At 40.6% G+C, this 21459-nt stretch carries 21 protein-coding genes and 1 riboswitch; of the genes, 2 read left to right on the forward strand and 19 right to left on the reverse strand.

Going from position 1 to position 21459, the window contains the following annotated elements:
* Positions 1–130: 130 nt before the first annotated feature.
* The 10 genes from prsW to ACP69X_RS11275 all read right to left on the reverse strand — a co-directional run bounded on the left by prsW (position 131) and on the right by ACP69X_RS11275 (position 9583).
* Positions 131–787, reverse strand: a complete 657-nt coding sequence (gene prsW, locus ACP69X_RS11230; RefSeq protein WP_041085934.1) for a glutamic-type intramembrane protease PrsW — start codon at positions 785–787, stop codon at positions 131–133.
* A gap of 155 nt (positions 788–942) precedes the next feature.
* Complete coding sequence (locus ACP69X_RS11235) at positions 943–1914, reverse strand: YpdA family putative bacillithiol disulfide reductase (protein ID WP_041086836.1); 972 nt, start codon at positions 1912–1914, stop codon at positions 943–945.
* A 123-nt stretch (positions 1915–2037) separates the two neighbouring features.
* Positions 2038–3312, reverse strand: coding sequence for a Glu/Leu/Phe/Val family dehydrogenase (locus ACP69X_RS11240; protein ID WP_007500982.1), 1275 nt, complete (start codon positions 3310–3312; stop codon positions 2038–2040).
* Between the two features lie 196 nt (positions 3313–3508).
* On the reverse strand, positions 3509–4087 hold the full coding sequence (locus ACP69X_RS11245) for a genetic competence negative regulator (RefSeq protein ID WP_024428080.1): 579 nt from the start codon (positions 4085–4087) through the stop codon (positions 3509–3511).
* Between the two features lie 165 nt (positions 4088–4252).
* Positions 4253–5041 carry a metallophosphoesterase gene (locus ACP69X_RS11250; protein WP_426052682.1) on the reverse strand — a complete coding sequence of 263 codons (789 nt, stop codon included), beginning with the start codon at positions 5039–5041 and terminating at the stop codon, positions 4253–4255.
* Between the two features lie 87 nt (positions 5042–5128).
* The gene (locus ACP69X_RS11255; protein ID WP_041085941.1) at positions 5129–5584 is read right to left on the reverse strand and encodes a DUF2663 family protein; all 456 of its coding nucleotides are present in this window, start codon (positions 5582–5584) and stop codon (positions 5129–5131) included.
* A gap of 74 nt (positions 5585–5658) precedes the next feature.
* Positions 5659–6447 (reverse strand): LysM peptidoglycan-binding domain-containing protein, encoded by a 789-nt coding sequence (locus tag ACP69X_RS11260; protein ID WP_411242764.1) that lies wholly within the window; start codon positions 6445–6447, stop codon positions 5659–5661.
* The gene (locus ACP69X_RS11265; RefSeq protein ID WP_041085946.1) at positions 6392–7033 is read right to left on the reverse strand and encodes a CPBP family intramembrane glutamic endopeptidase; all 642 of its coding nucleotides are present in this window, start codon (positions 7031–7033) and stop codon (positions 6392–6394) included. Before ACP69X_RS11265 ends, ACP69X_RS11260 begins: the two co-directional genes overlap by 56 nt.
* Positions 7030–8538, reverse strand: a complete 1509-nt coding sequence (locus ACP69X_RS11270) for a RecQ family ATP-dependent DNA helicase (protein ID WP_426052683.1) — start codon at positions 8536–8538, stop codon at positions 7030–7032. Before ACP69X_RS11270 ends, ACP69X_RS11265 begins: the two co-directional genes overlap by 4 nt.
* On the reverse strand, positions 8531–9583 hold the full coding sequence (locus ACP69X_RS11275; RefSeq protein ID WP_073979664.1) for a helix-turn-helix domain-containing protein: 1053 nt from the start codon (positions 9581–9583) through the stop codon (positions 8531–8533). Before ACP69X_RS11275 ends, ACP69X_RS11270 begins: the two co-directional genes overlap by 8 nt.
* Before the next feature lie 267 nt (positions 9584–9850).
* On the opposite strand from ACP69X_RS11275, the gene ACP69X_RS11280 reads away from it, so the two are divergent.
* Positions 9851–10099: a ferredoxin gene (locus ACP69X_RS11280; RefSeq protein WP_003215700.1), complete on the forward strand. Its 249-nt coding sequence runs from the start codon at positions 9851–9853 to the stop codon at positions 10097–10099.
* Positions 10100–10133: 34 nt separating this feature from the next.
* On the opposite strand, the gene ACP69X_RS11285 is transcribed toward ACP69X_RS11280, so the two are convergent.
* On the reverse strand, positions 10134–10715 hold the full coding sequence (locus ACP69X_RS11285) for an ECF transporter S component (RefSeq protein WP_024428075.1): 582 nt from the start codon (positions 10713–10715) through the stop codon (positions 10134–10136).
* Positions 10716–10859: 144 nt separating this feature from the next.
* A riboswitch (FMN riboswitch) is annotated at positions 10860–10990 on the reverse strand.
* Between the two features lie 287 nt (positions 10991–11277).
* Between ACP69X_RS11285 and serA the strand changes: the two genes are divergently transcribed.
* On the forward strand, positions 11278–12852 hold the full coding sequence (gene serA, locus ACP69X_RS11290; RefSeq protein WP_024422834.1) for a phosphoglycerate dehydrogenase: 1575 nt from the start codon (positions 11278–11280) through the stop codon (positions 12850–12852).
* Positions 12853–12887: 35 nt separating this feature from the next.
* Here the strand turns inward: serA and ACP69X_RS11295 are convergent, their stop codons facing one another.
* The 8 genes from ACP69X_RS11295 to resA form a co-directional block, all read right to left on the reverse strand.
* Positions 12888–13535, reverse strand: a complete 648-nt coding sequence (locus ACP69X_RS11295; RefSeq protein ID WP_305960274.1) for a peptidoglycan DD-metalloendopeptidase family protein — start codon at positions 13533–13535, stop codon at positions 12888–12890.
* Positions 13536–13639: 104 nt separating this feature from the next.
* Positions 13640–14746 (reverse strand): sigma X negative regulator, encoded by a 1107-nt coding sequence (locus ACP69X_RS11300; protein WP_073979662.1) that lies wholly within the window; start codon positions 14744–14746, stop codon positions 13640–13642.
* Entirely contained in the window at positions 14658–15266 is a 609-nt protein-coding gene (gene sigX, locus ACP69X_RS11305; protein ID WP_039179611.1) for an RNA polymerase sigma factor SigX, read from the reverse strand. Before sigX ends, ACP69X_RS11300 begins: the two co-directional genes overlap by 89 nt.
* 202 nt (positions 15267–15468) lie before the next feature.
* Positions 15469–17250, reverse strand: a complete 1782-nt coding sequence (locus ACP69X_RS11310) for an ATP-binding protein (protein WP_426052684.1) — start codon at positions 17248–17250, stop codon at positions 15469–15471.
* Positions 17247–17969 (reverse strand): response regulator transcription factor, encoded by a 723-nt coding sequence (locus tag ACP69X_RS11315; RefSeq protein ID WP_003215596.1) that lies wholly within the window; start codon positions 17967–17969, stop codon positions 17247–17249. The genes ACP69X_RS11310 and ACP69X_RS11315 overlap by 4 nt, the downstream gene beginning before the upstream one ends.
* A gap of 86 nt (positions 17970–18055) precedes the next feature.
* Positions 18056–19234, reverse strand: coding sequence for a c-type cytochrome biogenesis protein CcsB (ccsB, locus tag ACP69X_RS11320; protein ID WP_039179613.1), 1179 nt, complete (start codon positions 19232–19234; stop codon positions 18056–18058).
* The gene (gene resB, locus ACP69X_RS11325) at positions 19218–20897 is read right to left on the reverse strand and encodes a cytochrome c biogenesis protein ResB (RefSeq protein ID WP_041085964.1); all 1680 of its coding nucleotides are present in this window, start codon (positions 20895–20897) and stop codon (positions 19218–19220) included. The genes ccsB and resB overlap by 17 nt, the downstream gene beginning before the upstream one ends.
* A gap of 1 nt (position 20898) precedes the next feature.
* Entirely contained in the window at positions 20899–21429 is a 531-nt protein-coding gene (gene resA / locus ACP69X_RS11330) for a thiol-disulfide oxidoreductase ResA (RefSeq protein WP_041085967.1), read from the reverse strand.
* Positions 21430–21459: the final 30 nt, after the last annotated feature.

Raw genomic sequence — 21459 nt, forward strand, 5'->3', positions numbered from 1 at the left:
TGATCCTCCTGTACTTTTGATGTTTGAATATATGTTTCTTCCGATCCCTATTTTTATACATTCAACACAGGAGAGAATTGGATGGAAAAGACAAAAAAACGCCCTATATATAAAAAGGACGTTTTCCAAATTAAATTTGCACCATTTTTACCGCACGGGCTTTTTTTGCTTTCCTTAAACCAAACCACCATAAAAAAATCATGAACGGCACCATGATATATCCCCAGTTTTTCATCCCTAATAGAATGAAATCATACAGGCCGTGAAACAGCACAGGGAGCGTTAAAGAAAGGAGCAGCCATTTGCGCTGCTCTTTTTTATCAGAGAAGCGCGCTTTTCCGATATAAAATCCCATCACAACACCAAATAATGCGTGACTTGATACAGGTAATAAAGCACGGGTAAACGCATATTCGACCCCGTGACCGACTAAGTAAAGTATATTTTCAAGTGTTGCAAAACCAAGTGAGACACTTGTTCCATACACAATCCCGTCATAGTGTTCGTCAAACTGGGCATGTGCATAAACGCTGACCATTAAAATAAACCATTTTAATGATTCCTCTAAAAAACCCGACGTCACAAATGAAATCAAGATAGGGTTTGTTGCGATTTTTTCCTCTTGAAGGACATATTGAATAAACATGGTTGGAAACACAAGTATGACACCTAGCATAAAAGATCTGATGACCATGTGAACCGGCTCATTGTCGTACTGATCTTTCAGATAAAAATAACTTAAAAGTGCGATGCCGGGAGCTAAACCTGCTGAGATGATTGCGATCATAACCAGACCTCTTTCCCTACATTATCCTTCATTATCGTACCATGATTTACCCTTTTTTTATATGACTCGGGCCCATTTTTCTAAAAATAAATTTCTATATAATCCCAATTTGTATAAAAAAGAACCGAACCCCTTTGAAGGATCCAGTTCTTTTTTTATCTGTTGATTCTTTTATTGATTTCTTCTGCAATGAGTCCGCCATGAAATCTTCCATTCTCGATGAAAATTTCATTGGCATTATTTCCAGCAGCAATGACTCCTGCAATGAAAATACCTTCAACATTCGTTTCCATCGTCTGTTCATCAAATGCTGGACGGCCTGATTCTTGATCTATCGTGACACCCATTTTTTCTAAGAAAGAATGGTCTGGATGATAGCCAGTCATAGCAAATACATAGTCACTTTTCACTCGATCCGTTTGATCTTGCTGGTTTGTAAAGATTACATCTTCCTCTGTGATTTCTTTCACCTGCGCGCCAAACTCCATGCGAATCGTTCCATTACGAACCAGCGCTTCAAACTCTGGTAAAATCCAAGGTTTGATGCTGGATGAATATTCAGTTCCTCTATAAAGTACAGTGACTCTGCTTCCGCATTTCACAAGTTCTAGCGCAGCATCCACACTGGAGTTCTTCCCGCCGATCACCGTCACATCTTTATCAAAATATGGGTGCCCTTCTTTAAAATAGTGATACACGTGGGGAAGGTCTTCTCCTTTGACGTTCATATAATTTGGATGATCATAATAGCCAGTCGCAATGACGACGTAATCACATGAATAATCGTCTTTTGATGTATTCACCGTAAAACGGCCATCTTGTTTCTTCACGGCGTTTACTTTTTCAAAAGCATGCACACGCAGGTTTTTTCGTCTGACGACCTCTCGGTAATAGGAAAGTGCCTGAATACGAACGGGCTTACGATTTTCAGTAATAAAAGCGACATCACCGATTTCAAGCTTTTCACTTGTACTAAAAAAGGTTTGATGTGTTGGGTAATGATAAATACTGTTCACGACATTCCCCTTTTCAATCACAAGTGCATCAATCCCAATTTGCTTGAATGCGATGGCAGCTGATAGCCCGCATGGGCCGCCTCCTATTATGATCGCTTTTTCTTGTTTCATTTGTTCCACTCCTGTCATTTCACTGCAATAACAATTGCTGGGCTGTTGATTCTTTGTTCCATTCCATAAAAAAATCTCCTATTTAAGGATAGGAGATTTTAAGGCGTGATGCAAATCAGCCGCTTAAATCCAGCCTCTGAATCGAGAAGCTTCAGCCATTTTACGTACACCGACCATATATGCAGCAAGACGCATATCGATCCGGCGGTTTTGCGCCATTTCATAAATATTATTAAATGATTTCACCATCATATCTTCTAAACGAGTTTCAACTTCTTCTTCAGTCCAATAGAACCCTTGGTTATTCTGAACCCATTCGAAGTAAGAAACAGTTACACCACCCGCACTCGCAAGTACGTCTGGAACAAGCAGTACACCACGATCTGAAAGAATTTTGGTTCCTTCCAGTGTCGTTGGGCCATTTGCTGCTTCTACGACAATTTTTGCTTTAATGTTTGCCGCGTTATCTTCTGTGATTTGGTTTTCAATGGCTGCAGGTACTAGGATATCACAATCCAGCTCAAGCAGCTCTTGGTTTGTAATTGTATCGTTAAATAATTTAGTGACGGTTCCAAAGCTGTCACGTCGGTCAAGCAAGTAGTCAATATCTAGACCATCTTCATCGTATAATCCGCCGTACGCATCTGAAATCCCTACGATTTTCGCTCCAGCATCATACATGAATTTAGCTAAGTAGCTTCCTGCATTTCCGAATCCCTGTACGACAACACGAGCTCCGTTAATGTCAATTCCTTTTTTCTTCGCCGCTTCTTTGATGCAGATCGTCACACCTTTTGCTGTTGCAGTATCACGTCCGTGTGATCCTCCAAGAACAATTGGTTTTCCTGTAATAAATCCTGGCGAGTTAAACTCATCAATTCTAGAATATTCATCCATCATCCATGCCATAATTTGAGAGTTCGTAAACACGTCTGGTGCCGGAACATCTTTTGTTGGTCCAACAATTTGACTGATGGCGCGAACATAGCCGCGGCTTAGTTTTTCAAGCTCTCTGAATGACATTTCTCTTGGATCACAGATAATACCGCCTTTTCCTCCGCCATAAGGAAGATCCACAATTCCACATTTTAAACTCATCCAAATTGAAAGCGCTTTTACTTCTTTTTCCGTAACGTTCGGGTGGAAACGAATTCCGCCTTTTGTTGGACCGACAGCATCATTGTGCTGTGCGCGGTAACCAGTGAAAATTTTCACAGATCCATCATCCATACGTACTGGAATTTTGACCGTTAATAGACGAATTGGCTCCTTCAGCAATTCATACACTTCCTGCGGATACCCTAATTTGTCTAGCGCTTTATGTATGACGGTTTGAGTTGACTTTAAAACATCTAGCTTATCTTCTGCGTTATGAGCGGCGTTTTGATCGGCTGCCATTAAAATAAACCCCCTAGAAATCTTTCATGATCTACTGCTCCCTTTCAAGCAATAGTATACACCTTCGTACTGGTAAAGCAAAGGTAAAAAGCGTTTTTTATCAAAATAAAATATCAGCGTTTATAAATATAAAAAAGGATATAAAAAAATACTGTTGTTTCATCACAACAGTATTAAATATAATAGAAAAAAGTGATTAAAAATACATTTGAATCGTTTTCACAGCATCTTCTTGCATGATCACTTTTCCATACTCTTTTAGCCGGTGAATGGTGAGTGTCGTAGGTGAACCAAACTCTGCTAAAATTGAAATGACTGTATCAGCAGATAGTTCTCCAACATCATCCAGGCTGAGATAATATTGACCTTCATAATGGTAAACTGTACCCCCTAAAAGTCCAATACGACTTAAACTATGGGACAGTTGAATCACATCTTCAAACGAGGCAAATTGATAGAGCACATGCTTGCTCTCGTCGAGCTTGACTTGCATCTCAATGTAATCTTCATCAAACTCATCATCAGCATCTTCCTGCTGACTCTTTGTGACAATGACGACCATCCCCTGCGCCTGAAGAGAAAATACTTCAACAGCAATCGGTCCATTCGCTTCAAAACCGAGCTCCTGATTCGCCTCGTTCATCATGTCTTTAAACAGCTGATGGACTTTGAACGAATCTTTCCAAAGGTCTTCTTTCGTAAGACCTCGGTCTGTCAGGTCATCTAGTGTGAGAAAAATTTTGATTTTATTATAATTCAGACGCTCCAGTCGCATAACGTTCCCTCCTGCCTCTTCTAAACACACATCATACTGTAGTATATGAGATGATGAGTCATAGGTTCTTAATTTTGTATTCAGTTTACACTGTGTCAAGACGGAAGACAAGCATGAAGCTATGCTTACGGTGACTTTTATGGAAAATATTGAGGGTGCCGCAAGTTAACGCGTTTTTAGAGGCATTAAATAGATCAGATGGGTTTCTGGTTCTGCTCCGAGACGCATGGGAATTTTTGTTGTTCCGTAGCCATTACTAATGAGAAAGAACGCACCTTTGACCTGGCCTGTTCTTCCTTTTTCATACGGTCCAAATTTCCCAATTCGGATCTGTCCCCCATGCGTATGACCGCTCAGGACAAGATCGATTCCCTCTTCTTCACTCATCAAATGATGTACATCTGGATTGTGTGATAAAAGAATATTGACATCTTCTTTCACAAACTCTGGCCGTATCGCTTCATAATCTGCTTTTTCAAGCCGAATATCATCAATTCCTCCAATTTTAATTCGCTGGCCTTCGAAATTCCATACAGCCGTTTCATTTTGCAAAGTCGTGACATCGTATGCATGAAGAATCTCTTTCAACCTTTGCTGATGCAGCTCATGATCATTATTTCCCCAAACAAAATAAACCGGCGCAATTTTTGATAAACGTTTCACATTTTCTTCAATCCTTGCGTAGGGCACACCTTTTTCTGCTAAATCTCCGCCAATCATAATCACATCTGGCTCTTCTTGACTGATTTCTGCTAATAAAGTGTCACTTATGAGACGTCTGTGTGTATCAGAAATAAAGAAAATGACAGCAGGCCGGTCTGATTGAAGTGCTTCTATTGTAAAGTAATGCTTTTTGATGTTGTTTTGTTTTGCCGTTTTCACCATTTTTGCCGTTACACACACACCTGTTGTAACAGCCGCAATGGCGGCAGTAAATCCGATGGCATATTTCATCACAAATGGCTCCCTTACATATCTTTCTTTCATAAGACGCTTGAATGAAAAAAGACGTTTCAACTGTTAAACGTCTTTTTTTCTCATTTATTTACTTTCATAATAGAGATTAATGTCATATTGCTTCTGCATATAGTGAAAAACCGCCTCGCGCTCTTTCCACTGATTTGATTGCGGCCATAAGTCTGTACTCTTTTGTATAATTTCACATCGAAGCCGATGATATTCATCTTCGGCCTTTTCTTCTTTTTTCTTATAGTAATAAGAGGCATAAAAAGCAAAGACCTCAGCCATGATCCAAAACAGAAATACTTCATGACCAAGCAGTGTGGCAATCATGGCTTCCGGCTGAAGTGAGCCGCCTCCCGCATTTGCCGTGATCACAAAATAAAACAAAAGAATGGCCAGCGATAGAAGGGCTGTCCATTGCCATCTTTTACACTGCTTGGCAAAGCCCTCATATTTGTACTTTCTTTTAATTAATGTTTCCATCATTTTCTGTGTGGGCTGATCCATATAGCGGCTGATTGCGTGCAATGTCATCACATACACCCTGTCCCTTTTTTCTACATATGTATGTGCGTGCTTCTTCATTCATGTCAGGTGATTACAGGTGATTAGTTTTCTAGTGGAATATTCAACACTTGACCGCTATACACGCTGTTGCCTTTCAAGTGATTATAGGCTCTAATTTTCTCTTCACCCGAACGGTTTTTGTAATACTTCATGGAGATTCGGTACAGGTTTTCCTCTGGGCCAACCGTGTGCTGCACGACACGAACTGGTTTTTCTTCCTGCTTCTTTTTCTCTTCCGCTTCTTTTCGTTTTTTCTCTTCTTGTTGCTTTTGCAGGGCTAGCTGCTGCTGTTCACGTTTTTTGGCAGCTTCGACTCTCGCGCGTTCTTTTTCTTTCGCTGCTTGTTCACGCTTTTCTTTCTCTTTAGCAGCTTTTTCTTTTTTCTTCTGTTCAGCTTTTTCTTTCGATCGCTGTTTTTCTTCATCTTTCTTTTGCTTCTCATCATCAGACGCATCCGCTTTATCAGCGCTTGAGTCATTTTTCGTTTCGGCAAGTGCTGACGGGACTGGGTCTGTGTCAGCACTTGATGTAGAATCAATATTATATACATCTTGATTATTATTATGGTTAATTTCCTTTGACGTGTAGTAGATCAAAAGGAAGAACACCGTGACGACGATAATAGGAAAGATAATAGCCAATGTTGTAAATAATGGATTGCGCACCTTTTTCGTGCGCTGCTTTTTATATTCATGGAAATCTTCTCGTGTAGGAAAGTGAGAGTCATCTGAAGGCTGTACTTCTTCTTCTTCAAAAATTTCCTCTACATCATCGTCATGGATGTTTGTCAGCTGCTCCTTCTTTCTCTTCATTCTCGACATTTCTTCCATGTTCATCCCTCCCCCTATATTTCAAACGAATTTGACAAGCAAAGACTAAGTCAATGACAAAATGGGTCATGACAGGAACAAATAAATTCCCCGTCCACTCGTATAAAAGTCCTAAAAAAATACTAATGGAAACCACAAGGATAAACAAGAGTATTTTTGATAAGTAGCGAAAGTGAAGGAGTGCAAACACGATACTAGCAATCTCCAATCCAAATTGCTGCTGGACGATCCCTCGGAATAGAATTTCCTCTGAAAAGGCGATGAGCAGTGTTAACCAAACAATATGCGGGATGCTGCGGTTTTTGAACATTTTTTCATTTAATCCGCCATCATCATACATATGAGCAGGAAAAACCTTCATGACAATCGCATCCACAATGATTACAAGCACAGCGCCGCCAATTCCATAAGTCAGTATCCGCGCATCTTGGATCTCCCACAGGGATGTGAAATCTGTCCAATGATCGAACATAAATATACCTAGTAAAAAAGAAATAACCAGCATCAGCAGCTGCGTAAAATACAGCTGTTCTACGACTTGGCGATCGGTTAATTTTTCAATGATTCGGTGATGTTGTTCGATCAATGGTGCGCCTCTTTTGTCAGATGAAACATACGATCCAGCACGGTCTTCCAGTGTTTCATTTCATTCAGCTCCAATGATTGTTCTTTTTTTTCATAATCAGACAGGTCAAGTCCGCAAGAAGAGCAGCAATTGCCACAGGATGCCGTCTCCGTTTGATCAAGCTGTTCGTAAAAGTATGATAACAGAGATTGTCTAAAGCAGCTATGACCTGTGATCCGCTCCTTAAATTGCCACACTTTTCTCAGTTTTTCTGTTTGTCTGTCCTGCAATTTCTCTTTCAGTTTCATCAGGAGCACACGAGGCTCGTCAGACTGATACATCCTGTAATAATGGATTAACATTCTTGCCCGTGTCTCCTGAAGCCCTGATTCCATCAATTGTTCACGTAATTTTTTTTCATCATTTGTCTGCATTTGTGTCAATCTGGCTAAGAAAAAATCAATTTCTGGATCATCAAAGCCCTCGGCTTGTATTAAATGCTGTTGAATGTCCGCATCCTCTTCTGTATATAAAAGAATGCTCACACTGTTTTTCCCGTCCCGTCCTGCTCTTCCAATTTCCTGCATAAATGCTTCAATTGACTGCGGCGGGCTCATATGAATAACAAATCGTATATCTGCTTTATCAATTCCCATTCCAAAAGCACTTGTACAACAAATGAGATCAAGCTGTCCGCTGATAAATTGCTGCTGAATAAGCATGCGATCTCCTGCATCCATTCCGCCATGGTAATACTCTACACGCTGGTGGGTTTTTTGTTTCATAAATAGCGCCATATCTTCTGTCATTTGCCGAGTCGGGCAATAAATCAGACCGGGGCCTTGCAGGAATTCCACAAGCTCAATGGCCCGTTTCTCTTTTGCTTCTTTCGTTTCGTGCGCTTCTTTAACTAAAGCGATGTTTGGCCGGTTGACAGAATGAATATGAAAGTCTGGATGCTGCAACCTTAACGTTTGCACGGTATCTTTTAGCGTTTGTTTTGTTGCTGTTGCCGTCAGTGCTAAAGCGACAGGATGACCTAACGCTTCTCTCCATTCCCCCAGCTTTGAATATTCCGGACGGAAATCATGCCCCCATTCCGATATACAATGGGCTTCATCGACGACGAACAGACCAATATGCATCGATTTGAGCTGTTCTAGCAGCACCTCTGACATTAATGCCTCAGGCGCGACAAATAGAAACTTATATGATGGCAAATGCCGAATGATATGCCGTCTCTCCTGAAAAGACAATGTGCTGTTCAGCGCCGCCACTCGTTTTTCTCCGCGCATTTTCATTCGTTCGACTTGGTCCTCCATAAGCGATAACAGCGGCGAAATAATGAGAACTAATCCATCTGTCATATAGCCGGGAATTTGATAGCAGATGGATTTCCCGCCGCCAGTAGGCAGCATGGCAACCGTATCTTTTTGATTCAGTACACTTTGAATAATGTCCTCTTGACCTGTTTTAAATGAGTCGTAACCAAAATATCGCATGAGCGTCTGATGAAGCTTATCCATTTGCTTTCACCATCCTTGTCAGAGCCAATCGTATTTGAAAATAAGTAAATGAATGTTCGAGTTTTTCTTTAATCAGCTTCATTTTATTTGTTTGAAGCTCCCTGGCTACTGTATGAATGGCCTGCTGCGCTTCTACGCTCACATACGGCTCTATTGAGAAGTTCGGTTCATGTATGGAAAGTTCGACAATATGGTCTTCGATCGTTGCTTTTTTTAATGAACGAATGTGAGCAATCTGATCAATATTAAAGCCTTTTTGCACAAGTTCAAGCGTTTTGTGAGTAGAGGTTGTTAATACGCGTTTGAATTCAAGGTCACCTACGAGCTTTTGCATGAGCTGCGTCTCACCTTTTTGGGCAGCATGAATAAAATAATGGAGGACATTCCAAAAAAGCAGGTACACATACCACACATCTTCTTTTAGCCACTCTGCCATTTGCTGATACGTACGCCCGATTCTTTCATTTGACGTCAATGAATAAACAAAAATCAGCGCTTCTTGATCACTTATACGGCTAAGGAGCGTTTCTAGTTCATGATGCAGCTCTTCTGAAAGCTTATTCTTCTCATGATGCTGTTTTAAGAAGGATTTCGTCCAGCTTTGTACAGATACATCTCTTTGTATTGGGACATATTGATACGATCCAGCCATATGGTGAGAAAGCACTTGTACAAGTAAAGAGAGCCTCATCCATAGCACCTTTGCTTTATCATGATATTTCGCACCATGAAAATAAACGGGCATCGGTTTTTCTAAAAAATACTGGTTTAGCATACGCTGTCCTGCAACTGTAACAGTGAATGTCTCCCCTGTTTTTTTGATGTAGTGCTCTTCGTCAAGTTTTATAGTAGAGCGATTCAGCTGATCCCTCGTAAACCCCGGGTAACAACCGAAGTACTTTGAAAGCTGAAACAAACTGGCATCCTGTATGGTTTGTGATGATTTTTTTCCTTTAAAAAGATGGTAGACAGCACTTATGGAGCGTTCGCCGTTCAATTTATATACGCTGTCCATTAACATGACATCCAAATAATGAAGAGTCATTCGCCAAAGCACCTGTCTTCCTGACAAAATTCGAATATTTTCTCCCTTTATTTTAACAGATTTCATAGAAGAAGAAATGTTTAAACTCAATTTGTGGGGGAAAGTTATGAACAAACCCTTATGTGATAAGCATTCTCAATCACTTTACAGTTGAAATGTGAAATTAAAATCATTACAATAAGGTTTGAGGAAATTGTTTTTTATCGGTGAAACTAAAAAGGTTAGACCATTTGTTCCATCGAACAATCTGGGAGGTATTTTTTTAACATGGCAAAATATACAATTGTAGACAAAGACACATGTATTGCTTGCGGCGCATGCGGTGCAGCTGCTCCAGACATTTATGATTATGATGATGAAGGCATTGCATTTGTTACGCTTGATGACAACCAAGGAACTGTAGAAGTTCCAGAAGTACTTGAAGAAGATATGCTTGATGCATTTGAAGGATGTCCAACGGATTCAATCAAAGTTGCGGACGAATCTTTCGAGGGCGACCCACTTAAGCATGAATAGTATAAAAGCCCCTTATGCAGGGGCTTTTTTTATATTAACTATTTTGAAGTCGGCGTTTATTTTCAAACCATGGACGCATTTTCACAAAAATGAGGCTAAACACGATGGTAATGATGATGCCTTTAATAAGATTAAAAGGCAATATCCCTGCTGTTATCGTCGCCTTGAGCATATTATCCGAAAGTTGAGGTGCATTTAAAAACCATGTGTAAGCCGGCAGAAACAGGAAGTAATTTAAAATACTCATCATCACAGTCATAAGCACTGTGCCCAAGAACATAGACCATACAATTCCCTTTGCCGATTTGATTTTTTTGAAAATGAAGGCCACTGGTAAAATGAACAATACGCCTGCTGTAAAGTTCGCTACTTGATCAACAGGAACACCAGACATACTACCATGAATGAGATAATGCAGTACATTTTTTAACGCCTCAACAGCAATACCTGCACCCGGCCCATAAATTAAAATCGCAATAATCGCTGGAATATCGCTGAAATCAATTTTCAAATATCCTGGAAGCCCAGGGAACGGGAAGTTTAATAACATTAAAACAAATGAAATACTGCTAAGCATACTGATTACGACTAAACGCTTTACTTTACTTTGATTCAATATTCTCTCTCCTTTTCGATCAAATCTTTCGAAAAGAGGATTGTTCCATTTTAGCCACAAAAAAACCGCCCTTGAAAACAGGAGCGGGGAAATTGGGCTAGACAAATAAACGTGTAAACATCAATGTTTTCAACGTTTATGAACCTCCATCTTCTCCCATCCAGACTATACTGTCGGCTTCGGAATCACACCGAATCCTGCCAAAAAGGCTCGCGGGCTTAGAGACTATGCTCATCACCGCCGGTAGGGAATTACACCCTGCCCCGAAGATTGATCATTATTCAATTCGACATCATTATATATGATATATGAGCATTTGTACAGATAAAAATCCTGAGCAAATTCATCAGTTTTAAGAAATCGTAAAAAACACAAAAATTCTAATGACAAATGCGCAAAAATTGGTTATCTTTTGTTTAAAGGTGTTCATTCTTTATAAAGACACAAAGAAATGTTCGTGTTTTCTTTTTCACTTTACTGCTTTAATTTGATTGACACAGTGAAAAGGAATATGGTAAATTATCAGATATTTATGACGTTTATTTTAGGAGGAAATCTTACGATGTTTCGAGTATTAGTCTCAGATAAGATGAGCAATGATGGTCTTCTACCACTTTTAGAATCAGATTTTGTTGAAATTGTCCAAAAAAATGTAGCAGAAGCAGAAGATGAATTACACACGTTTGATGCCTTACTTGTCAGAAGTGCCACGAAAGTAACGAAAGAGCTTTATGAAAAAATGACTTCATTAAAAATTGTCGGCCGTGCCGGTGTGGGAGTAGACAATATTGACATTGATGAAGCGACCAAGCATGGCGTCATTGTGATCAATGCACCCAACGGTAATACGATCTCGACAGCTGAGCATACGTTCGCTATGATTTCATCACTCATGCGTCATATTCCGCAAGCCAATATTTCTGTCAAATCAAAAGAATGGAACAGAGGTGCATATGTTGGTGCTGAGCTTTACGGAAAATCTCTTGGGATTGTCGGCTTAGGCAGAATCGGAAGTGAAATCGCCCAGCGTGCAAGAGCATTTGGCATGACAGTCAACGTGTTTGACCCATTTCTCACAAAGGAACGTGCAGAAAAAATTGGCGTCAATGCGAAATCACTGGATGAAGTACTCGAAGTATCAGATATTATTACTGTACATACGCCATTAACAAAAGAAACAAGAGGACTTCTCAATAAAGAAACGATTGCAAAAACGAAAAAAGGTGTTCGCCTAGTAAACTGTGCACGCGGCGGCATTATTGACGAAGCTGACCTTCTTGAGGCACTTGAAAGCGGCCATGTCGCAGGAGCTGCACTCGATGTATTCGAGGTAGAACCTCCAACTGATAATCCGCTTGTGGATCATCCACACGTCATTGCAACTCCGCATCTTGGTGCCTCTACAAAAGAAGCACAATTAAATGTAGCAGCGCAAGTATCTGAAGAAGTCCTTCAATTTGCGAAAGGCCTTCCTGTCATGTCATCTATTAATCTACCAGCGATGACAAAAGACGAATTCAAAAAGATTCAGCCTTATCATCAATTTGCAGGAAAACTTGGACGTCTTGTCTCTCAATCCATGAGAGAACCTGTAAAAGAAGTAGGCATTTCTTATGAAGGCTCTATTTCAAAACTCGAAACATCCTTTATCACAAAAAGTCTCCTCTCAGGCTTTTTAAAAGAGCGCGTTGATTCAACTGTGAATGAAGTAAATGCTGGAATGGTCGCAAAGGAACGCGGCATTAGTTTTAGTGAGAAAATTTCCTCCAGCGAATCTGGTTACGAAAACAGTATTTCCATTGAAGTCAAAGGTGATCTTTCAACCTTTACTCTAAAAGCGACTTACATCCCGCATCTAGGGGAACGCGTTGTTTCTATTAATGGATTTAATATTGATTTTTATCCAGATGGACACCTAGTCTATATCCAGCATACAGATGCACCTGGTGTGATTGGAAAGGTTGGACAGATTTTAGGCGACCATGATGTCAACATCGCAACAATGCAGGTAGGACGTAAAGAAAAAGGCGGCGAAGCCATTATGATGCTTTCTTTCGATAAGCATCTAGAGGATGAAATTGTGAAAAAATTAACGGAAGTACAGGATATTCTTTCTGTCCGCCTGATTGACCTTTAAAAAACAGTGATAAACCTCATGCAAAAGCATGAGGTTTATTTTGTTGAAACCATTAAACGGTCTCCTGTTCGAATGAGGTGAGTGGTCAGCTCATTGATCTTTTTCAATTGTTCCACAGTCATTTCATGCGCCTTTGCTATCGACCAAAGGGTATCCCCTTTTTTAATGACATATGTATTTTTTTCATGTCCATTTACATGAAGAGCTGGCTCTTTGAAACGTTCCACTGCAATCATTTTGAGCGGATCTATCGCATCCTTTTTGCTGACTGACCAATTTCCACGATGTACCTCAAAATGCAAATGAGTACCTCTAGAAGCTCCTGTGTTGCCAATGATGCCAATCGGCTGCCCTGCTTGTACATGGTCACCCTTTTTCACAAAACGCTCGTGTAAATGAGCATAGACGGTTTCGTATCCGTTTGGATGCTGAATAAACACGACTTCTCCATATGTAGCCGATACATACGAACGCGCGACCACACCTTCACTTGCAGCAAAAATGGATTCTCCTTCTGGTGCAGCTATATCTAATCCCTTATGCGAGCCGCCCCTTGTCCCAAACAAGTCAGTGACTTCTCCTTTCACTGGTTCCACCCATTCGTTTGTCTGCTGCGCATGGGCAAATGGTGCTAAGATGAAGAACAAAAAACAGCTTGCACCTATGAAACAATACCTTTTCATCAGTGACTCCCCTTCTTTGAGGTTCTTTTCATGACAGCTTAGTATACAGCAAGAAGGGCATTTTCTATACATTAAAAAAGAACGCAATGACTTACTTGCGTCCTTTAACGATCTTTGATGACAACTGGATTCGGCAGAGCCGGTACCTCTATTGGCTCGTTTAATTCATATGGTCCTACTTGATCTGTTCCTGCATATTGAATGGTGATATCTGTGAAACCAAAATCTTTCGCTGTAAGCAGCAGACCTTCAATGAGTAGAATATGATCAATTGAGTCCGATAATTTCGCTGATGCTCCAAACGTGATGGTCACATGCTTACCTTTTGATGTCACTTCTTTAATGGATTCTTCTTTAATTAATGGTTCGAGCCCAGAATCACTCGTCCGTTTCATGGCCTCTACCGCATCTTCATAAGAAGAATAATGGGTTTTTGAGGGTACCAAAAAAGTCCCGCTCTTATTTTTTAACACGTAATAAGCTTTCTTCGTTTGTTTATCAATTGATATCGTGCCAAAGCTGCTAGTCCCTAATTGAAGATGAGAACCTTCGACTGACCTGATCTCCACTTGTTTATACCTGCTCCATTTGAGCGTTTCTTTTACCATATCTTTAAATCGATTGGCTTCCTTTATCGTATCAAGGGATAAATCATTTTTTAACTGAAAAACAAGTGTATTCCCTTTTTCCCGAAGGTCCACCATCTCAAGATAAGATTGAAGCGGCTTTGTCATTTCAGGCAGCTGCACCTGTTCATATGTGTTCATCATTTCCTGCAAATGGTCATGTTCATTTTCTTTTTCAATACTAATGGGAATCACTTGAGATGTTGATTCATCTATGTATGCAACCGTCATATACTTTTGCTTGTCTTCATGAGAAACAACGTGCGCGGTACCATTTTCCTGTTTCACCGGCTCTAATGTGGCATTCGCCTGTCCTTTGTCAGCACTTGAGTCCATTTTCATCTGTTGATGCTGTTCTTGAGCAGCCGGCTGAAATAAATGAGGAGAAATTAAAAACGCCATAAATAAAACCACAACGGTTGCCACCGCTGGACCGATCCATCTGACACTTTTCTTTTTCTTCCCGCTTGCCATCAGCATCTGCTGGTATATCTGCTTAGATGAACGGTTGTCCTCCACTTTTGGAAGCTGACTTAGTAACACCTTGATTCGTTCTTCGCTCCAATCGGACCTGTTCGTTTTCATTCACTAGCTCCTCCTTCAAAAGCTCCATATGTTTTCGGAGCACTTTCAGGCCTCGGTGCTGCGTTGTTTTGACTTTGCTTTCCGAGAACTTTAGCGCCTTTGCCGTCTCCATGATTGAGTAGCCCTGGATAAACCTTAAAATGATGACAGCTCTTTGATCAATCGTACAGTGATCAAGTGCGGCATAAATTTCTTTCGTATTTTCATCCTGTACAGCTAGTTCGTCTGGGAGCAAGTCTGGGTCTTTTACATCCTGCTTATCCCAATCAAACGTGCCGAGTACCCGTTGTCTAATGGTTTGCTGCTTGCGAAACCAGTCAATCGCCACATGCCTTGCAATTGAAAACAGCCATGTTTTCTCGCTGCTTCTTCCTTCAAAAGTTTTATATGAGTGAAGTACCCGAATGTAAACCTCCTGCACGAGATCCTCTGCCTGATTTTTATCTTTAACCATATAAAATAAAAACTGGTACAAATCTTGATGGTACGAATCATATATTTTTTGAAAGGTTTCATGCATAGGAAACCCCTCCGTTCACTTATTTTTGTCGAGTGACTCTTATAAAACGTTACATTACAACTTTATGACAAATATATTACAAGTTCGACAGTTTGGAAAGGGCTTTTTGTTTAACTTCTCCTTAAAAATTTCAAAATAGAAAAAACACTTCATTTTCTTTCGAAAAGAAGTGTTTCTCATGTAACAAGATTCTTCGTCAAGATTAGACGAGTTCCTGCTTTTTTCTCGGAATATAGAAGGTGAAGTGTGTACCTGCACCCGTTTTGCTGTGAGCATGTATAGAGCCTTGATGCGCTTCGACGATGTTCTTCACAATCGCAAGGCCAAGCCCAGTACCAGAACGTCCTCTTGTTCTTGCTTTATCAGCTTTATAGAAGCGCTCGAAAATAAAGGGCAGATCCTCTTCTGGAATTCCGCTTCCCGAATCTTTCACATCCATTTTCAGCCCGTTTTCCACCGATTGAACCGAAAAGTGAACCTCTCCACCCTCTGGTGTATGACGAATGGCATTATCAATGAGATTCGTAAACACTTGCTCAATCTTATCTGGATCGAATACAAAGTGCGGTTCATCCACTAGAATGTCATACGTAAGGTCGATTTGTTTTTCTTTCGCAATCCCTAGAAACTTGCGGTAGATCTTCTCAGTCAGCTCTTCCGTATCTGTTGATTCAAGATTCAGTGTAATATGACCTGCTTCCATTCTCGCTAGATCTAGAAGATCATTTACAAGTCGTCCCATTCGAAGTGATTCATCGTAGATAATTTGCGCAATCTCTTTCTTTTCCTCTTCTGATCCTGCAATATCATCTACAATCGCCTCACTGTACCCTTGCAGCATGGCGATTGGTGTACGAAGTTCATGACTGACATTGGCAATGAAGTCTTTTCTCAGCTTATCAAGTCTTCGTTCCTCCGTCATATCACGAAGGACTGCAACTGCTCCTCTGACATCCTGCTGATTATAAAGCGGAGACATGAGAAGAACCCACGTACGCCCTTGCAGCGTAACTTCGATCATTTGCTCCTTTTCTGTACTGACAGCTGTATGAAATAGCTCGCGCGCTTCTGGCGGCAGTTCATCTCCATCTTTGATCTTCATATTTTGCTCATAATACCATGCCTGCAAAAATCGTTCTGCAGGAGGATTTGTCATCAAGATCGTTCCATCAATATTGATGGTGATGACGCCATCGGCCATACTGCTTAAAATATTAGACAAATGTTCTTTTTCTTGATTTAAAGCTGTGATATGGAATTTAAGCTGCTTCCCCATTTGATTAAAAGCGATCGCCAGTTCTCCAATCTCATCTTGCGTTAAAATAGGAATCTTTGTATCAAATTTCCCCTTCGCCAAATCTTGTGCACCCTCTCTCATCTTTCTGAGAGGATAGGTGACACGGGTTGACAAGAAGAAAGCGAATATAGTGGTCAGTACAATCGCAATTCCGGCTGCTAAAAAGATGTATCGCGTCGTATGTTTCGTTGTTTGTTCTACAGCGAGGAGTGACTGAGAAAGAAAGACCATGCCTTTTTTTCCGTTCACCTCATATGGAACACCGACTACAATTCGTTCATCTTTTTGATTGCCTGCATCAGGTTCTGCACGTTTACTGATTTTTTTACGATCTTTCAGTGCTTGGTTTAAATCGCTGTCCGCTTCAATTTGTTTCTTTGTAATCGCAGGAAGCTTCCCGCCTTTTTCAGACGAATACCACTCTAGCCCGTCCTCTTGTATGATCGCAATACTCGTCAATTTGTCAGCGAGTTCTGATGTTATCGATCTTGCAAGAGATTGATCCTCATGGCTTTCTAAAATGACTGCTACTTTGTTGGCCATTTGTGTTAAATCAGATTTTGCTTCTTCTACATGATAATTCTCAATGAACTCTAAAAGAAGCACAGTTAAAATAGATAAAACGATCAGGACGAGGAAAAGAATGGTTAACCATAGCTTTCCTACAACACTTTTCCACAGTTTCATTCAGCGCCGACCTCAAATTTGTACCCGACTCCCCATACAGTTACGATTTTTTTCGCTGCTTCTGGCGACACTTTATTCAGTTTTTCACGAAGTCGTTTGACATGGGTATCGACTGTTCGTAAGTCTCCAAAGAATTCATATTGCCATACTTCTTTTAACAGCTTTTCTCTGTCATAAACCTTATCCGGTGTTTTTGCAAGGAAATATAAAAGCTCATATTCCTTCGGCGTGAGGCTGACTTCTTTGCCATCAGCCGTCACTCTATGTGCATCATGGTCAATAGAAAGATGAGAAAACACAAGAACGTCCTTTGTTGTTGTCCCAGTATTCAGATAAGACGTTTGAGACGATCTTCTGAGCAATGCCTTCACACGTAAAACAACTTCACGTGGGCTGAAAGGTTTGACGATGTAGTCATCCGTTCCTGCCTCAAATCCTTGAACGCGGTTGGCTTCTTCTCCTTTTGCCGTCAGCATAATGATTGGAGTCGCTTTTTTGTCTCGAATTTGATTACACACTTCAATTCCATCTGTACCAGGCATCATTAAATCGAGCAAAATGAGGTCATAATCGGTTTGAAGCCCTTTTTGAATCGCCTCATCTCCGTTTTCTGCTTCATCGATTTCATAATTTTCACGTTCTAAATACATTTTTAAAAGGCGGCGAATTCGTGCCTCATCATCTACGACTAATATTTTCGTTTGAGTTGTGTGTTCCATTAGACAGTCCTCCTGCTTTCTCCGTTGTTACATTCATTTTAACAAAAAGCCGAATTGAATCATAAAAGTTGGCCTTTTCCTTGTGATTATGCGTAGGAATGAAGCCCCGCAATGACAAGATTGACAAAGATGAGATTAAACATAATAATGGCGAAGCCGATCACAGCAAGCCAAGCGGACTTTTCACCATGCCAGCCTCGCGACAAGCGAAGATGAAGATAGGCTGCATAAAAGAGAAACGTAATCAATGCCCATACTTCCTTCGGATCCCAGCCCCAAAACCTAGTCCATGCAATTTGTGCCCAGATCATGGCAAAAATCAGCCCACCTAATGCAAATACAGGGAAACCAATCGAAACAGCCCTATACCCAATTTCATCGACTAAATCTAGGTTCACCTGTTTCACTAGCGGTTGAAGCAGTGCGCTCAGTCGTTTGCGAATGATCAATCGAATGAGTCCGTATATAATCAGCCCTACGCTAAATGACCATAACACTGTATTGACCTTTCTGCCTGAAAAAACAGGCGGCAGCTCAACAAACGGCTCCAAACGATCTTCCGTCACAAGCTCCCCTTTATGAGGGCCGACAAGAGCTGGCAGCTCATAGACCATCACACTTTTTTCTTTATTTTTATCGATCCAATTAAATGTCGCTTCATACCCTGTCATTCTAAAAATAGACGTGACAGCGATAAATGCAAGTGTCACCACAATCATAAACATGACAAGCTCTAAACCAAACGTCTTCTTCCCTGGCTTTGTTTGATCCACATGCTTTAATAGAAAGATGACGCCTGCCACAAAGCTGATGGCTAGAATGGCTTGACCAAGTGCTGCTGTTGTCACGTGAATATAAAGCCAATTACTTTGAAGTGAAGGAATCAGCGGTGAAATATCTGATGGGAACATACTTGCATAGGCAATAATCAATAAAGCGATTGGAAGTGTGAATAAACCAAGTACAGACACTTGATACACAAAATATAAAATGATGAATGCAAGCACCAGCATCATGCCAAAAGCGGTAGTGAACTCAAACAAATTACTGACTGGTGCATGACCAGATGCAATCCATCTTGAAATAAAATAGCCCAACTGGCTCAAAAAACCGATGATAGTAAGCGTAATGCCAATGAGTGCCGCCTTATTCCTTCGCGGTCCATCTTCTTTCTTTTTTCCCTTAATGGCACCACCAAAAAAAGGAACTGCTGCTAAATAAAATAGAAAAGCTGCAAATAACAGATTTTCACTGACTGCCGCCATCTAATCCTTCCCCCTTGCTTTTGCTGATACTTGTTGTATCAGGCAGCTCTTTTTGATCAACTGGCTGTTTGATGCCACTGCCGCTCAGTAACACGTTAAGATCGGACTTTAAGCCGAACCAGTTTTTGTTTGTATGTCCTGCCACCAATACTTTTCCATCCTTTGCCGACAGCCAGATTCTTCTATGCTGCCAATACATCCCCTGCACGACACCAATCATGAAAATGATTCCGCCTACAATGAGCACCCCTAGTGTTAAATCTTTTCTAACAGTTAAGCCTGTGACGTTTTTCGTTTCAACCCGATCAAACTTCATTTTATATAGATTGTTATCAGAGCCCTCTACTGTCTCTTGAATGGCGACAAAGCTTTTTTCACCTTTAGGTTTTTCAGGAGAAATCATTTCAAACACGAAAGCAGGATTATTCGGATTCCTTGTTTTCGTACTCGGCGTTCCATCATCGTCAAAATAAAAATCAGGCAGATAGCTCATCACTTTGACTTTGTAACCGCTACCAAGATCATATTCCGACTTAGGCTCCAGCAGATTAATCTTCACTGTACCGAAAGATTTTTCTGTATCTTTACGAATCAGTTGAAAGACCATTTGATCGAGTTCATTTTGTTTAAAATCCACTTGATATAATGAGAAATTGTCAAACTTAAGCGGTTCATTCACTTTGATATCGTGTTCTGTTACCTGCTTCAGCTTGGGCTTTTCACCAAATACAACTTCTCCTTCACGTTTGTATAAGATGGCATCCGTTTTATAGCTTTTCACCACTTGACCGTCGCCAGCTTTTTCAATGGCATTCTCAAACACTTCTTTTTCATTTCCAGTTTCATAACGATCAATTGAAAACGCGTTATTTTTCAAGAAGTATTGACCATCCGTACCTGGAATCGGTGCAGTTTCACCTTCTCTGACCCACAGCGTTTCATCCACGTACATGCCCGGGACGAACCGGAGCATCGATCCAATGAGAAAGATGATTAATCCAATGTGATTGACGTAAGGTCCCCAGCGTGAAAAACGTCCTTTTTCGGCTAAAATATGCCCATTTTCTTCTCGCACGCGGTAACGCTTTTGTTTCATTGCTCTTATGATGCCTTCATATGTATGCTCATCTAATGTTTTGTCTGTCTCACTAAACAGACGCTGTCTTCTCATAAATCCTTCTTTTTTGATAACCCCTTGGTTTTTGAGTGCTCGATAAAGAGGAATAACGCGATCGAGACTACAAATAACAAGGGAGATTCCGATTGATGCGATAAGAGCTAAAAACCACCAAGAATTATAAAGATCATGGAATCCAAGTGTATAATACAGCTTGCCAAAGGATCCATATTGCTCTTCATAATACGTGGAAGCAGACGCTCCTGGCGGAATAAATCGCTCCTGCGGGAAAATCGTTCCAAGCGAAGATGCAAGCAGTGTAATGACAATCAGCCACACACCTACTTTAACGGAAGAAAAAAAGTTCCATACTTTATCAACAATCGTTTTGTTATATGTTTGCGAGCGTCTTGCACTGCCGTCATATCTCATATCAAGCAGCTTTGAAGAGTTCTTCTCTTTAGCCGCAATGGGATTCCCGCATGATTCACATAGAACAGTACCGATTGGATTAATATGTCCACACTCGCACTTTACCTCTTTCATTCTATGACCCCTTTGGTTTAATCAAATTCATATATTCATAGACATTACGTTCTGTCATCGTTCCCTTTATGACTTTGATTACCTTGCCTTCAGGATTAATTAAAAATGTGGTTGGCAGCGGCGTAATATCATATGCCTCTGTCACTTGACGATCTTTGTCCATGGCAACAGGAAAATTCACGCCATAGGATTCCATAAAATTTTTCACGGCAATCTTGGACTCCGCAACATTGACTGCGACAATTTCCACACCGCGATCCTTGAACACTTCATATTGATTCGCCATATAAGGAAATTCTTGTTTACACGGACCACACCATGTACCCCAAAAATTAAGAAAGACACCTTTGCCTTTTAAATCCTTTAATTCAATCCGATCCCCATCCACAGATTGAAGGACAAAGTTTGGCGCAATAGATCCTTCTTTGACTCGATCCTGTTTGGCAAATACTGAGTTATACATTGTATAACATAGTGCAGCAAGCATCACGAGGAGAATGCCCGTCCGTATGAAAAACCGTCTTTTTTTCATCTGAAGTACCCCTTCCCCATAGACATTCAG

It is taken from the genome of Bacillus sp. DC4300-2b2 (genome assembly GCF_049895685.1).
Taxonomy (GTDB): Bacteria; Bacillota; Bacilli; order Bacillales; family Bacillaceae; genus Bacillus; species Bacillus safensis.

Excerpts from the sequence above, each read along its gene's own strand:
- ACP69X_RS11315 (WP_003215596.1), bottom strand. The coding sequence starts at position 17,969 with ATGGAACACACAACTCAAACGAAAATATTAGTCGTAGATGATGAGGCA.
- ACP69X_RS11240 (WP_007500982.1), bottom strand. The coding sequence starts at position 3,312 with ATGGCAGCCGATCAAAACGCCGCTCATAACGCAGAAGATAAGCTAGAT.
- ACP69X_RS11310 (WP_426052684.1), bottom strand. The coding sequence starts at position 17,250 with ATGAAACTGTGGAAAAGTGTTGTAGGAAAGCTATGGTTAACCATTCTT.
- sigX (WP_039179611.1), bottom strand. The coding sequence starts at position 15,266 with ATGCATGAAACCTTTCAAAAAATATATGATTCGTACCATCAAGATTTG.
- ACP69X_RS11255 (WP_041085941.1), bottom strand. The coding sequence starts at position 5,584 with ATGACATTGCACGCAATCAGCCGCTATATGGATCAGCCCACACAGAAA.
- ACP69X_RS11270 (WP_426052683.1), bottom strand. The coding sequence starts at position 8,538 with ATGGATAAGCTTCATCAGACGCTCATGCGATATTTTGGTTACGACTCA.
- resA (WP_041085967.1), bottom strand. The coding sequence starts at position 21,429 with ATGAAAAAAAGACGGTTTTTCATACGGACGGGCATTCTCCTCGTGATG.
- ACP69X_RS11235 (WP_041086836.1), bottom strand. The coding sequence starts at position 1,914 with ATGAAACAAGAAAAAGCGATCATAATAGGAGGCGGCCCATGCGGGCTA.
- ACP69X_RS11295 (WP_305960274.1), bottom strand. The coding sequence starts at position 13,535 with ATGAAAAGGTATTGTTTCATAGGTGCAAGCTGTTTTTTGTTCTTCATC.
- ACP69X_RS11300 (WP_073979662.1), bottom strand. The coding sequence starts at position 14,746 with ATGAAAACGAACAGGTCCGATTGGAGCGAAGAACGAATCAAGGTGTTA.
- ACP69X_RS11275 (WP_073979664.1), bottom strand. The coding sequence starts at position 9,583 with ATGACTCTTCATTATTTGGATGTCATGTTAATGGACAGCGTATATAAA.
- ACP69X_RS11260 (WP_411242764.1), bottom strand. The coding sequence starts at position 6,447 with ATGGAAGAAATGTCGAGAATGAAGAGAAAGAAGGAGCAGCTGACAAAC.
- serA (WP_024422834.1), top strand. The coding sequence starts at position 11,278 with ATGTTTCGAGTATTAGTCTCAGATAAGATGAGCAATGATGGTCTTCTA.
- ACP69X_RS11280 (WP_003215700.1), top strand. The coding sequence starts at position 9,851 with ATGGCAAAATATACAATTGTAGACAAAGACACATGTATTGCTTGCGGC.
- ACP69X_RS11250 (WP_426052682.1), bottom strand. The coding sequence starts at position 5,041 with ATGAAATATGCCATCGGATTTACTGCCGCCATTGCGGCTGTTACAACA.
- ACP69X_RS11245 (WP_024428080.1), bottom strand. The coding sequence starts at position 4,087 with ATGCGACTGGAGCGTCTGAATTATAATAAAATCAAAATTTTTCTCACA.
- prsW (WP_041085934.1), bottom strand. The coding sequence starts at position 787 with ATGATCGCAATCATCTCAGCAGGTTTAGCTCCCGGCATCGCACTTTTA.
- ccsB (WP_039179613.1), bottom strand. The coding sequence starts at position 19,234 with ATGGCGGCAGTCAGTGAAAATCTGTTATTTGCAGCTTTTCTATTTTAT.
- resB (WP_041085964.1), bottom strand. The coding sequence starts at position 20,897 with ATGAAAGAGGTAAAGTGCGAGTGTGGACATATTAATCCAATCGGTACT.